Annotated in this window: 13 protein-coding genes; all 13 read right to left on the bottom strand. The window is 70.8% G+C overall.

What is annotated here, in order from left to right:
- Positions 1 to 316: 316 nt before the first annotated feature.
- The 13 genes from ACTOWY_RS44695 to ACTOWY_RS44635 all read right to left on the bottom strand — a co-directional run bounded on the left by ACTOWY_RS44695 (position 317) and on the right by ACTOWY_RS44635 (position 12,819).
- Positions 317 to 811 (bottom strand): hypothetical protein, encoded by a 495-nt coding sequence (locus ACTOWY_RS44695; protein ID WP_441315682.1) that lies wholly within the window; start codon positions 809 to 811, stop codon positions 317 to 319.
- A complete protein-coding gene (locus ACTOWY_RS44690; RefSeq protein WP_441315681.1) occupies positions 808 to 2,427 on the bottom strand; it encodes a PHP domain-containing protein in 1,620 nt (539 codons plus the stop codon). The genes ACTOWY_RS44695 and ACTOWY_RS44690 overlap by 4 nt, the downstream gene beginning before the upstream one ends.
- A 164-nt stretch (positions 2,428 to 2,591) precedes the next feature.
- Positions 2,592 to 2,966 carry a hypothetical protein gene (locus ACTOWY_RS44685; protein WP_441315680.1) on the bottom strand — a complete coding sequence of 125 codons (375 nt, stop codon included), beginning with the start codon at positions 2,964 to 2,966 and terminating at the stop codon, positions 2,592 to 2,594.
- Positions 2,963 to 4,333 (bottom strand): PHP domain-containing protein, encoded by a 1,371-nt coding sequence (locus ACTOWY_RS44680; RefSeq protein WP_441315679.1) that lies wholly within the window; start codon positions 4,331 to 4,333, stop codon positions 2,963 to 2,965. The genes ACTOWY_RS44685 and ACTOWY_RS44680 overlap by 4 nt, the downstream gene beginning before the upstream one ends.
- A 38-nt stretch (positions 4,334 to 4,371) precedes the next feature.
- Positions 4,372 to 5,136 (bottom strand): class I SAM-dependent methyltransferase, encoded by a 765-nt coding sequence (locus ACTOWY_RS44675; protein ID WP_441315678.1) that lies wholly within the window; start codon positions 5,134 to 5,136, stop codon positions 4,372 to 4,374.
- Positions 5,133 to 6,320, bottom strand: coding sequence for an MAB_1171c family putative transporter (locus ACTOWY_RS44670; RefSeq protein WP_441315677.1), 1,188 nt, complete (start codon positions 6,318 to 6,320; stop codon positions 5,133 to 5,135). Before ACTOWY_RS44670 ends, ACTOWY_RS44675 begins: the two co-directional genes overlap by 4 nt.
- Positions 6,298 to 6,828 carry a hypothetical protein gene (locus ACTOWY_RS44665; RefSeq protein ID WP_247764025.1) on the bottom strand — a complete coding sequence of 177 codons (531 nt, stop codon included), beginning with the start codon at positions 6,826 to 6,828 and terminating at the stop codon, positions 6,298 to 6,300. Before ACTOWY_RS44665 ends, ACTOWY_RS44670 begins: the two co-directional genes overlap by 23 nt.
- Positions 6,829 to 6,892: 64 nt before the next feature.
- Positions 6,893 to 7,366 carry a hypothetical protein gene (locus tag ACTOWY_RS44660; protein ID WP_247764024.1) on the bottom strand — a complete coding sequence of 158 codons (474 nt, stop codon included), beginning with the start codon at positions 7,364 to 7,366 and terminating at the stop codon, positions 6,893 to 6,895.
- 344 nt (positions 7,367 to 7,710) lie between these two features.
- On the bottom strand, positions 7,711 to 8,343 hold the full coding sequence (locus ACTOWY_RS44655; RefSeq protein ID WP_441315676.1) for a lytic polysaccharide monooxygenase auxiliary activity family 9 protein: 633 nt from the start codon (positions 8,341 to 8,343) through the stop codon (positions 7,711 to 7,713).
- Positions 8,344 to 8,463: 120 nt separating this feature from the next.
- A complete protein-coding gene (locus tag ACTOWY_RS44650; RefSeq protein ID WP_441315674.1) occupies positions 8,464 to 9,489 on the bottom strand; it encodes a class I SAM-dependent methyltransferase in 1,026 nt (341 codons plus the stop codon).
- Positions 9,490 to 9,494: 5 nt separating this feature from the next.
- Positions 9,495 to 11,321, bottom strand: coding sequence for a methyltransferase domain-containing protein (locus ACTOWY_RS44645; RefSeq protein ID WP_441315673.1), 1,827 nt, complete (start codon positions 11,319 to 11,321; stop codon positions 9,495 to 9,497).
- A 109-nt stretch (positions 11,322 to 11,430) separates the two neighbouring features.
- Positions 11,431 to 11,835: a hypothetical protein gene (locus tag ACTOWY_RS44640; protein WP_441315672.1), complete on the bottom strand. Its 405-nt coding sequence runs from the start codon at positions 11,833 to 11,835 to the stop codon at positions 11,431 to 11,433.
- Positions 11,836 to 12,090: 255 nt separating this feature from the next.
- Positions 12,091 to 12,819 carry a helix-turn-helix domain-containing protein gene (locus tag ACTOWY_RS44635; protein ID WP_441315671.1) on the bottom strand — a complete coding sequence of 243 codons (729 nt, stop codon included), beginning with the start codon at positions 12,817 to 12,819 and terminating at the stop codon, positions 12,091 to 12,093.
- Positions 12,820 to 12,921 lie beyond the last annotated feature (102 nt).

The raw sequence follows: 12,921 nt of genomic DNA, 5'->3' as shown, positions 1-12,921 counted from the left end.
GATACCAAACCACATCCTGGGCAAGCGGCCCGTTGCGGTTGGGAGGCTAGGGCCAAGCAGGTTGCAGGCCGCTTGCCCAGGATGCGGTGTGTCCTCTCCAGGCTGACGGGGATGGGGAACCGCTCGGATGGAGTTTGAAAAGCCACCCCCGCCGCCTGTTCTCCGGGCTTCGCCCGACCGCAGCGACCTACGGCGTCCCACAACGGCCAACGTGGCGTACGAGTTCGGCCAACTCACCGTCCATAACGGCCAACTCGGTGTACGACAACGGCCAACACTCGGTGTGTGTTGAGTGTTGGCCGTTGTGGTACGGGGGTTAGTGGTCGGCGCAGCAGGGGGTGGGGTTGGGGACCTCGAAGGGGGCGTAGGTGTTGTCGCCGGCGGGGGTGATGGTGAGGGTGAGGTGGCCTTCGTGCCATTCCGGGCGGACGTGGTCGCGGGTGTGTAGGACCGCGTTGCCGGTGGCGGGGGTGCCGCCGAGGACGGTGAGGCGGTTGATGGCGGTGGCCAGGACCGCCGCGATCGGGACTGTGCCGGTGAGGTGGGTTGAGCCGGGGAACAGGACGGCGCGGCCGGAGCGGCGGGATCGGTGTTCGGTCGCCGCTGACTCCGCGCCGGGAGAGTTGTCGCTGGGGAGTGGGCCGGTGAAGTCGGGGGGTGCCTCGAAGGACAGGGCCACGTGTGGGGTGCCGGTGCGGATGAGGTGGGTGCACACCGTGACCGTGTCGGGCAGGGCGTACTCGGCGACCAGGTCGCGGGCCAGGTGGTCGGCGGCGGCCAGGTCGGGGCTGCCGCGGTCGACGCCGGTCACCATGGCAGTGCCCAGATCGGGTTGGTGTAGAACCACAGGTCCCTCCAGGGGTCGGCGTCGCCGATGACGTCCATGGCCGGGCCGTGTGGGTCTACCGCCGCCCCACGCGGCCCTACTGCCTGCCGGTTGCCGTCGGTGCCGCGCAGGCGCAGGTAGAACGGCTGGTCCAAGCGTCCCAGCTGGTGGGTGAAACGCAGGGTGCCGTCCGTCTTGACCTCGAACGACCGGGTCACCTTGGCCTCGGGGGCGGTGAAGGTGTCCCGGTCGGTGGCGGGGCCGGTGACCTTGCCCTGGATGACGTCCACCCTGGCCAGCTTCGGCACGAAGGAGGCCCAGTTCGGCAGGCGGGCCTGGTCGATGGTGATGACCAGTTCGAGTGTGGTGCCGCGGCGGGCGTGCAGAACCCCGCCCAGGGACTGGGTTTGCCTGCCCCAGCGGTCGGTGGTGCGCAGCTGGACGTCCAGGCCGGCGATCAGGCCGCCGTGGTCGACCCAGACCCTGCCTGCCCGGATCGCGTCCATCACCGCGCCGTAGGAGTTCTCGCGGGCGCCGACGTGGGTGCGGCTGTAATAGCCGGGGAAGAAGTCGCCGGAGTTGAGGTCGGGATTGCCGCCGTGCACGGGGTCGGCGTGCTTGCCGTGGGTGTTGTAGTCGGTGTTGGGGCCGCGGACCGCGGTGTCGGCGTACACGCTGTGCGAGTCGGAGTTGGCGGTGATCCACCAGGGTTTGCCCTCGGCCAGGAGGCTGTCCCAGAGGCCGCCGACGGTGGCGGTCATCCAGTCGAAGCCGCCGAAGGTCCGGTAGGACTCCAGGGGATAGCCGGGCCAGGAGTCCGCGCCGGGGCTGGAATCGTAGTAGCCGCGCGCGCCGCCCGGCCCGTGTGGCTTGGGGATTCCCGCGGCCTGGTGGCCGGGGGCGCCTTCCATGCCGACCGCGATGCGGGGTTGGGCGTCGCGCCAGCCGCGGATCTCGTGCGGGGAGTCCAGGCCCTTGCGCGCGGGGTGGTTGGCGAGGAAGAGCACGTCCTCGATTCGCTTGCGCCCCATGGCATCGGCCAGGAAGTTGAGGCCGGAGATGGCCAGGGCCTCGTTGGCGGGAGTGGGGGCGCCGGCGTTGCGGGTGCGGCCGTCGAAGGTGGTCTCGAACTCCTTGAGCACCGCGACCTCGTTGCGGCCGGGGTGCACGATCACGGTGCCGTGCTCGGCGGCCGGGATGTTCCACTCCAGGCCCTGGAACACCAGGGTGCCACCGGCGTCGCGGCGGGCGGCCACGATGTCCGGGTTGACCTTGTCCACGCCCAGTTTGGCGTGCACCGGCCCGCCGTGGTCGGTGATCACCACCCAGTCCAGGCCGTGTGCGCCGGCGTGCCGGACCTGGTCGATCACCCGGTACTTGCCGTCGTCGCTGTACTGGGTGTGGATGTGGTGGTCCCCGGCCAGCCACCGGTAGCCGCCGCGTGGCGGCGCCGGCGAGGCCGCCGCGCTGCCCGCGGCGGCCCCCAGCACGGTCGAACTCGCGGCCAGGCCCGCGCCGAGCAGTCCGGTGCGGCGCAGCATCGAGCGCCGGGACAGCTCGGCCGGGCTCAGCGCCTCGTCCGGGACCTCCCGGTCGAGCACCGCCGCCGCGTCGGCCGGACCCTCGGTGTGAGCGTGTTCATGCTGGTGAACATGTGGATGGTGGTGATGTCCATGGCCCATGAGCGCACAGCTTCAGCGCGGGTGGTGAACGCCAGGCAAACGATCACGGGCCGGGAGGTGGCCGCGCGGTCCCGCTTCGGCACTCACACCGGCACCGCCCAGATCGGGTTGGTGTAGAACCACAAATCCCGCCACGGATCCGCGTCGTGCGGCACGTCCATGGCCGGTCCGTGCGGGTCGACCGCCGCCCCGCGCAGGCCCACTGCCTGCCGGTTGCCGTCGGTGCCGCGCACCCGCAGGTAGAGCGGCCCGTCCAGGGCGCCGATCCGGTAGACGAAGTGCACCTTGCCGGGCTGGCCGCCGACCTCGAACGCCTTGACCACCTTGGTGTCCGGGGCGGTGGAGGCGTCCCGGTCGGTGACCGGCCCGGTGACCTTGCCCTGGATGACGTCGACGCGGGCCAGCTTGGGCACGAAGTGCGCCCAGTTCGGCAGCCGCGCCTGGTCGACGGTGATCACCAGTTCCAGGGGGGTGCCGCGGCGGGGGCGGTGAGGGTGCCGCCGAGGGTGGCCTGGTGCTGGAGGCCGTGGCCGGTGGTGCGCAGCTGGATGTCCAGTCCGGCGATCAGCGCGCCGTGGTCGACCCAGACCCGCCCGGCCCGGATGCCGTTCATCACCGCGCCGTAGCTGAAGTCGGTGGCCCCGACGTGGGTGCGGCTGTAGTAGCCGGGGAAGAAGTCGACCTCGTTGAGGTCGGGCGCACCGCCGTGCACCGGGTCCGGCCACCTGCCGTCGCGGTCGAAGTCGCCGCCGGGGCCGCGCACGGCGGCGTCGGCGTAGATGGTGTGCGAGTCGGAGTTCGCGGTGATCCACCACGGTTTGCCCTCGGCCAGGAGGCTGTCCCAGACGCCGCCGACGGTGGCGGTCATCCAGTCGAAGCCGCCGAAGGTGCGGAAGGATTCCAGGGGGTAGCCGGGCCAGGAGTCCGGGCCGGGGGAGGCGTCGTAGTAGCCGCGGAACAGGCCGGGGCCGTGCGGCTTCGGGATGCCCGCGGCCTGGTGGCCGGGCGCGCCTTCCATGCCGACCGCGATGTGCGGGGCGGCGTCCCGCCAGTTGCGCAGCTCGTGCGGGGAGTCCCAGCCCTTGCGCGCGGGGTGGTTGGCCAGGAACAGGATGTCCTCGACCCGCTTGCGCTTGACCGCGTCAGCGAGGAAGTTGACCCCCGCGATGGCCAGGGTCTCATTCGCCGGGGTGCTGCTGAGCGCGTTCTTGAGGATGCCGTCGTAGTTGTTGACGAACTCCTTGAGCACGGCCACCTCGCCGTCGCCGCCGGGGTGCACGATCACCGTGCCGTGCTCGGCCGCGGGGACGTTCCACTCCATGCCGTGGAAGACCAGCGCGTCCGGCACGTCCTTGCGGGCGGCCAGGATGTCCGGGTGGATCTTCTCCACGCCGATCCGGGCGTGCGTGGTGCCGCCGTGGTCGGTGATCACCATCCAGTCCAGGCCGTAGTTGCGGCCGTGCCGGACCTGGTCGATCACCCGGTAACGGCCGTCCAGGCTGTACTGGGTGTGGATGTGGTGGTCGCCTGCCAGCCACTGGTATCCGGCGCGCGGCTGACGGGGCTGGGCGCGATCCGGGTCGGCCGCGGCGGTTCCGGCCAGCACCGAGGAGCCGGCCAGGCCGGCGCCGAGCAGGCCCGCGCCGCGCAGCATGGTGCGGCGGGAGAGCTGGCCGGGGCTGAGTTCGGTGTCCGGGATCGAGGTGTCCACGGCCAGGTCCGGCCCGGCGGCCTCGTGCTCATGGTCGTGATCGTGCCCGTGGTCATGATCGTGCGCGTGACCGTGACCATGGCCGTGCCCGTGACCGTGGTGGTGGTGACCCATCTGCTGACTCCCCAGTGCGTGAAACGGTGCCGCGGGGGTCAGCCGAGCGCGCGCCCCCATGCGGAGATCGTGAACTGTGGGATGTCAATGAAGGTAGAGCTGTTCAACAATCTCTCAAATTCGTCCATTTCGGACTGCTCGATCAGTCCTTCGGCTAGCATCTTGGGCTTGACCTGTGCCACCAGCGGCCGCCACCGGTCCTGGTCCAGATTGCCCATGCGGCCCAGCGTTCCGGTGTAGCCGATCTCGCCGAGACCGCTCGCCGCCAGCAGCGCGGGCAGGCCGCGGGCCCAGTGCAGATCGGCCCCGTGCCCGGCGTAGACCTGTTCGTAGGCGGCCATGATCCGGCGCACCACCGGGAACGGCGAGGTCTCCGCGGGCAGCTGGTAGGGGTCGGTGACCACGAGGCAGCCGCCCGGTTTGAGCCAGCTCGCCGCGCGGCGCACGATCTCCTCGCGTTCGGGCAGGTGGCAGAGCACGTAGCGGGCGTGCACCAGGTCGAACCGGCCCGGCGCGTAGGCCGGATCGGTCAGGTCGGCCTGCTGGGCCGCCGCGCCCAGGTCGGTGAGGTGGCGGGTGTCGATGTCGTTGGCCAGCACCCGCCCGAGCGGGCAGCGCTGGGTGAGCCAGCGCGCGATGGACCCGGCGCCCGCGCCCAGGTCCAGGCAGTCCCAGTCCGGCCGCGGGTCCAGGGCCTCGATGACCGCGATGGTGCCCGCGTCGGCGGCGTGCTGGATCGAGGTGAGCCGACCATGTTCGGTGGGCGAGTCCTTGCCCAGCGCGCTGTCGGTGTACCGCGTCATGCCCGCTTCCCCGCGTCCTGCTCGGCGCCGGCCACCTCGAAGGTGGCCACCCACGGCTGTTCCCGCGCCTGGGCCACCGACAGCAGGAAGTCGATCTCGCCGGGCAGGCCGTCACCCGGCAGCTGGGCCGCGTCCAGGGGGTTCGGATCCGGTTCCACGCCGGCGTTCTTGGCCCGCCGGGCGGCGGCCAGCCAGCAGGCGGTGACCGCGGCCTGCCGCTCGTCCTCCGGCACCCCGTTGGCGATCACGTGCGCCCGCGCCCGCTGCACGGTCTCCGGGCTGACGTAGTCGCGCAGGATCAGCATGGCGTCCCGGATCTCGATCACCCGCCGGTACAGCCGCAGGTAGGTCGAGTGCGGGGTGCCGACGAGGTCGCGGATCCGGGCCTGCGGGCGGGACAGCGCCACGTGCGGCACCTCCTCGATGAGGTCCCGCCACAGCGGCCACAACCGCCACAGCCAGCGCATGTTGCGCAGCATCTGCCCGGTGTCCAGCACCAGCGGCAGCGCCGCGCCCGCGGTCATCAGCACCCCGGTGATGCCGATGTTGAGTGCGGAGTACTGGCCCAGCCAGCGCGCGCCGGTGAGCAGCACGTAGAGCATGGTCAGCCAGAAGAACGCGGAGACCGCGAAGGCCGCGGCGAAGAGTCCGAGCCCGATCCGCAGCGAGCGGTCCTGCTTGGCCTGGTGGGCGTAGCGCAGGCACAGCAGCAGGCACGGGATCTTGGCCGCCAGATGCGCGGCGATGATGATCCACCAGAACGTGGAGTACCACTGCGCCTGGTTCGTGGTGACGCAGCCCTCGTCGTTGGGGAAGACGGTCAGGTTGAGCGCCACCAGGACCAGCAGCACCGCCGCGGTGCCGCCGTAGACCAGCTTGGCCCGGCGCACCCCGATCGCGGCCAGCACGAAGTCCAGCACCAGCGCGGAGCTGAACACGCCCCACAGGTTGGTGAACAGCCCGCAACCCGCGATCACGATGCCCGGCAACGCGTTCAGCGCGGAGAGCACCGGCGCGAGATAGATGGTGATGGAGCCCGCCATGCCCACCACGGCGAGCAACAGCATCCGCTGCTGCCGGGACCTCCTGGCCGCTGGGATGCGCAGCAGGATGACCACCCACATCGCCAGCACGCCGTACAGCTGGATCTGGGTGCCCAGTTCATAGACCGAAATTGTCTCCACGCCCCTTGTTGCGGATCCCCAGTGCGGCTTCGAGTTCCCCCAAGGCCCCGCTCGTGGCGGACGAGGCGGTGCGCGTGCCCGCGGCGGTGCGGATCAGGCTGGCCACCAGTTCGGCCTCCTGCTCCTGCTGGCTGGTGTAGTTGGTCCGCGCGAGCAGTCGTTCGATCAGTTCCGGGCTCAGGTCGGGCAGGAACTTCGCCAGCGACACCTGGCCCCCCTCCTCGGCGGCCTCGTGGTCGCAGAGGATGTGCCCGATCTCGTGCAGGATGATGTGTTCCCGGTGCAGCGGGGTGGTCTTCTCCTCGACGTAGATCTCGTCGTGGTCCTCGGTGGCGATCCACAGCCCGCAGGCGTTGACCACCATGCCGTTGGGCAGCGCGAGCAGGTGGATCGGCCGCCCGCGCTGCGCGGCCAGCTCCTCCACCAGCGCGTCCACCGAGAACGGCACCGGCAGGGTCAGCCCGTCGACCAGCGCCTGGCATCTCTTGCGGATCTGCCGAGTGGTCATCGCCTCGCCATATTTTCCGATGGGACACCTGCGGAACGAGCAGACATGCCTCATACCCGGGCGGCTATCCGTCTGATTCTGGTCGCCGGTCGCGGCCGGTGTCCAGTGGCGGCAGCCGCTCGATCTTGCGGGCCTGGGTGAGCATGGTCAGGATCGAGTCCAGCGTGGCGTCGGAGAGGCCCTCCGCGCGCAGCGCTATGGAGCGCACCTTCTGGTTGCGCAGCGCCAGGGCCAGTTCGAGCTGGGTGTCGATGCGCGCGGCGACCTCGTCGTTGAGGAAGTACTCACTGGGCACGCCGAAGAACTCGGCCAGCGTGGCCAGGGTGCCCTGGGTGAGGTTGCGCTTCTTCCCGGTGGCCAGCTCCCACAGGTAGGTGTTGGAGATGGAGGACCGGGTTTTCTCACGGATCTCCTGCGCCAGCTTGGCAAAGCCAGGACGCGTGCGCTTGTCCGGGTACAGCGTCGCGATCAAGTGGTTGATCTTGCGCGCGAGCTGCCCCGCCTCGGGTTCGAGCCCTTCGGTCTGGCCGGGATCCATACGAAACGTTCCTCGATGTCGGTGGCGGATACGACGTCCGAGTGTCCGCCATGGCGAATCAAGAGTACGTCTCGATTGTTCACATGTCCGCCAGGGTTGACAACCCGCCCGTTGGAGAGCGTACGCTAATGCCGCACGGACATCCGCTTCAGCGGATAGCGGGAGAACGAGGGGTACCTGGGGGTCTTCTCTGTTCACGGCGATCCCGCGGCAGTGCAGCGACCGCGTCCGACACCGTGGTTCGCTGGTTCTGGGGAAGGAACCGCTGTGCCCGGGGTGCGAGGGAAGGCACAGCGGTTTCTCCAGGTTTCCCGCTCTCGCTGCCAGCTCCGTGACCTACCGCACTAGCGGAAGTTCACGTCCGAGCAGGTGTAGAAGGCCTCCGGGCTGTCCGAGCGCTGCCAGATCGAGTAGATCAGGTGCCGTCCCGACTTGCCCGCCGGCAGTTTCGGGTTGAGCTGGTAGCTGCCGTTGACCAGGGGCGGATCGGCCTGGGTGTGGAAGCGTTCCAGGTCCGACCACTGCAGGGGCGAGGCGGGGTTGTAGCCGTTGCGGGTCACGTACAACTCGAACTGGCCGCGGTGCGGCACGGCGGCCCGGTACTGCCAGGTCACCGCGGCGCCCGCGGTCAGCTGGGTGGTGGCCCAGTCGGAGCGGGTCAGGTCCAGACCGCGGTACTTGTCGCGGCCCGCGCTGCAGAGTTTGCCGTTGGGGATGAGGAAGCGGTGGTTGCCCGCCGCGTTGGCCAGATTGACCTCGTGCCAGTCGTAGAAGGCCTGGGTGCCTCCGGTGGCGACCGCGGCCTTGCACGCGGCCGAGGTGGGGTTTTCCGGGTTCTCGTGCCAGCGGCACTGGTAGGCGCGGCTGACCGGGGAGAGCATGGTGCCGTGCGCCGAGGCGGGCAGGGCGCCGAACAGGGTGAGCAGCATGGGCAGCAGGGCCAGCAGGACCAGCCCGCGCCTGGGTGTTCTCGTCATGGTCTCGTCCTTCGATCTCAGGAATGCTCGAAGGTCCCCCGCGGCGACGGAAGGGCAGGGAGACAACGATTGCCATGCTGTCTGGTCTAGTCCAATCGCGACAGGGCTGACTGGAGTAGTTCAGTTCTTTCGGGCCAGCATCCGGTAGGCGCTGTGCAGGCCGCGGAACCGGGTGAGCGGGCCGAGCAGCCAGGACACCAGCGCGGCCGCGGCGATCACCGGGATGGCCAGGGCCAGTCCGGCGGCGCGGGCCACTCGGCGGAACCAGCCGGGTGGGGGCAGCCAGGGGCGGTCCGGGCGGGGCAGCAGCCGGAAGGTGAACTGGACGAGGACGCCCACCAGGGCGTGGGTGGCCGCCGGGCGGTCGCTGGTGTCTGCGAGCACGGTGAAACCAAGGTCGGTCAGCGCGGTCCGCAGGTTGTCCCGGGGCACGAAGTGCAGGTGCTGGGGCTGCATCCAGCCGATCCACCACCGGCCGGCCAGCCTGCCCCAGCGCGATTCCGGGTCGGGCACCTCGATCAGCAGCAGGCCGCCTGGCCGCAGCACCTTGAGCGCGGTGGCCAGTTCCAGTCGCGGATCGGTGCTGTGTTCCAGGTAGTGGTGCATGCTCACCACGTCATAGCTTTCCAGCAGGTCTGGGGCCAGTGCGGCGAACTCGCCGCGGTAGGCCCGCCGGATCCGGCCGTGCCGCTGCGCGATGCCCACGCCCGCGCCGAAGTCCAGGCCGTCGAAGCCGGTCTCCGGCAATGTCTGCCGGGCGGTGTGGCAGAAATGGCCATGCCCGCAGCCGACGTCCAGCCAGTCGGCCGGGTTGGCGTGCGCGGCCACGATCCCGGCCCTTTCCCGGTAGGAGCGGCTCTGCTTGGCGAAGACGGCGTCCATGGTCTTCTCGCCGAGGCCGTCGTAGAAATCGCGGTAGTAGAAGGCCAGTCCGTCCGGGGACAAGCAGGGGTTCTGGAAGACGTGGCGGCAGTCGGCGCAGCGATCCAGCTCGAACTCGCCGGGCTTGCCCTGCACCAGATCCGGGGTGCGCAGCAGCACCGGGATCCGGGTGGAGCCGCACCACGGGCAGGTGGCCCGGCGCGGTTCGAAGAACCGGGCCAGGCCCTGCGCCAGCTCGACGGTGTAGGCCGCCCGTCTGTCCATTGTGGTCAGTCCCGTCGGGCGATCACGCGATAGGCGTTGCACAGCCGCAGGTTCTCGGTGGCCGGCTCGATCAGCCGGTCGCCGATCACCGCGGCCAGCAGCAGCGGGGCGGCCGCGGTCAGCGCCGCGCCCCTGGCCGCCCGCTGGAGCAGGCCGGGCGCGCGGTGGTGCCAGGGCTGGTTGGAGCGCGGCGCGAACCGGTTGGCCAGCAGCCAGGCGGCCACCGTCAGGTCCGGCGCGCCCGCCTCGCGGTGCTGGGTGCCAACCACGGTGAAACCGAGTTCACCGAGCTTGCCGCGCAGGTTGTCCACCGGGTACATGTTCAGGTGCTGCGGCTGCAGCCAGCCGCCCCAGTACCGGCCGAGCAGGGTGCTGAACCGGCATTCCGGGTCGGGCACCTCGATCACCAGGTGGCCGCCGGGTTTGAGCGCGGTGTGCGCGGCCCGCAGTTCGGCCACCGGGTCGGTGACGTGTTCCAGGTAGTGGAACATGCTGACCGCGTCGTAGGCGCCTGCCATGCTGGGCGCGAGGTCGGGGAAGAAGCCGCGGTAGGCGCGGTCGATCCGGCCGCGCCGCTGGGCCAGTTCCACCCCGCTGCTCAGGTCGATGCCGTCGAAGCTGGTCTGCGGCCAGATCTCCTTGGCCTGGTTGCAGAAGTGCGCGTGCCCGGTGCCCACGTCCAGCCAGCGCTCGGGTTTGGCGTGCCCGGACAGCGCGCGGGCCTGGCTGAGGAAGTAGGCCCGGCGGGTGGCGAAGACCGACTGCACGGCGTGCTCGTTGAGCCCGTCGTAGGCGTCCCGGTAGTAGAACTCCAGCCCGGCCGCGTTGAGCCGCGGGTTCTGGAAGACGTGCCCGCAGGAGACGCAGTCGTCCAGCACGAACTGGCCGGGTTTGTGCGTGTGCAGGTCGGTGGCCAGCAGCCGCCGCCGCAACTCGGTCCCGCCGCACCACGGACAGTCCCGGCGCGGCGGTTCGAAGAACCGGCCGAGTCCGGCGGCCATGTCCTCGCGGTAGGCGATCCGGCTGGTCTCGATCGCGGCGGCGCGTTCGGCGCGGACCCCCGCGGTGCCGGTCAGCGTGCGCACCAGCCTGCCGGGCTCGGCGATCACCCTGGTCAGGCTGCCGCGCACCAGGTCGGCGGGCTTGAGCGTGCGACTGCCCGCGAAGACGGCCAGTGGTTGCGCGGACCAGGCCAGCAGCAGTCCGGCGGCCCACTTGCGGCCGGTCAGCGCGGTGGCGGCCAGCGCGGCGAGCACCGCGGCGCGCAGGATGACGTGCAGTTCCAGGCCCGCGCCGTGCACGGCGTGCTGGATCGCCGGGTCCTGCTCGCGCACCGCGGCACTGGCGGCCAGGCCGGGGGCGACCGCGAAGGCGGTGTCGGCCGGGGCGCGCAGTTTGATCTCCAGTGCGGCGGCGGCCAGGTCGGCGCCGTCCGGCCGGGCGGGCACGCCCACCTGGTCGAGCAGGCCGGGGTCGGCGGCGATGGCGTGCGCCGCGGTGCGCCCACCAGCCAGGCGGTTGCCGCGGTAGGTCGCCGGATCGACGTCCCGGAGCAGGTCGAGGGCCTGCGCCAGGGTCAGGTCGGCGGGCACCAGGTCCAGCGCGGCGAGTTGTTCCCGCTGCCGGTACGCCTCGGCGGCGGCCAGGGTCGACTGGTCCAGTCGCACCCCGTGCGCGACCGCCGCCCGCCCGTCGGCGGCCGGGGTGGCGGGCTGGTCCCGGAGCACCGGCAGCGCGGCCAGGCGGCGGCGCAGTTGCGCGGTGTCGGCGGCGAGCAGCCCGACCACGGCGGCCTGGGCCAGGCGGGCGATCCAGCGACGACGACTCGGCATGATCACGATCCTCAACCGCGACTCGCGGGTTCCCGATCTGCGGGGGCGTGTCGCGGCAGGTTACGCCCGATCGAGTCGTGCCAACCGTCCACAGTGGATACTGCGGGGTTTAGGGCTCCTGGAAGACGACCTGGGGGATCGGCGCGGCCGAGCGGGAGGACGTGGCCGGGGGCGGCGGCGCGAACTGCGGCTGGGACACCATGGACTGCCGCGGCCGTTCCACCGGAGCGGACTCGGTCAGCACCGGCGCGACCACGACCGGCTTGTCCGCCACCGGCTTCTTCTCCGCGACCGGCTTCTTCTCCGGCGCCGGAGCGGATTTCGCGTCGATCGCGTTGCGCGCGGCGGTGATCCACAGTCGCAGCATGTGCTCGTCCCGGCTGCCCTTGATCGTGACTAGCAGACCGGAGAAGGCGCTGCGCAGCTTGGCCGCCAGGGCGGGGCGCTCCCGGATGACCGTCCACAGCGGATGGTTCGCCGGAAGACGGGCCGCGGCGAGGCGCTGGGCATTCACACGGAGTTCCGCGGTGGGCAGTTCAGCCCATGCCACAACGGTCTCGGCATCAAAGGTCACTGGATCAACTCTCTCAGTTACCGTTCCCACCTGCGGGCAGGTGCTCCCGAGATCGGGGAGATGACACCATTCTGGCAGAAACCACACCGGGGCTGCCACGAACGGCACGCCGATTCACCGATGTGACGCGAAACTTGTTGCCCGATAGGGCATTTCCGGCAGGGTCGCGCGCACTTCGGGCACACCGGGTGTCGATCACGCTACCGTCCGGCCTGAGCTGGGCGGATGTCCGGCCAGCCGGCGGAACTCGCGGCTGAGGTGGGCCTGGTCGGCGTACCCGTGCGCGGCGGCCAGATCGGCCAGGTTGCCCTGGTTGTCGCGCAGTACGCGCTGGAAGCGCAGGATTCGCGCGAGTGTTTTCGGACCGTATCCGACCGCGCCGGTGATCCGTCGCCGCAGGCTTCGTTCGGACACGCCGAGCCGGTCGGCCAGCGCCATTACCGATAATGGCGCGGGCACGTCAAGAGCCCGGCTGGCTGTCATCACAACCGGATCCAGTTCGCCGGAGACGGCGAGCCGTCCGGCGGCGACGCGGTGCACCAATGCGCCGATGGTCGGCACATCGGGTGATCCGTCGAACTGTTCGGCCAGCCCCCGGACTCCCCACAGATCCTCGACGTCCACGGTCCGGTCGCGCAACCGTTCGGCCGGAGTTTTCCCGAGCAGCAGCGAACCCGCCCCCGGCCGCAACCGCAACCCCACCAGCAGTCCACCCGGTGGCAGCCGGGCCTCTCGCGGGCCGGTGTCCGGACCGGTCACCACCAGGCGACCGGCCAGCCACAGCAGGTCGAGGCAGCCGTCCGGCACCACCCGCTGGACGCGCGGCCCCGGGCTGCGGTCGGTCCACAGGCAGCTCGCGTGCGCGCGCAGGGCGGCGGCCGGGCGGTACTCCCGGTATCCGCTGATAGGGCTACCTTCATTCATGGCCGGGACCTCCGGGGAACGCTCTGCTCGCTTGTCCTGCGAGGACTGAAATGAGACGGCGTCCCCGGAGGTTTCAGCCGGAGGCTCGCCATCTCGGAAGGT

It is taken from the genome of Crossiella sp. CA198 (assembly GCF_052078295.1).
Taxonomy (GTDB): Bacteria; Actinomycetota; Actinomycetes; order Mycobacteriales; family Pseudonocardiaceae; genus Crossiella.
This window is presented reverse-complemented; position numbering and strand designations above follow the sequence as displayed.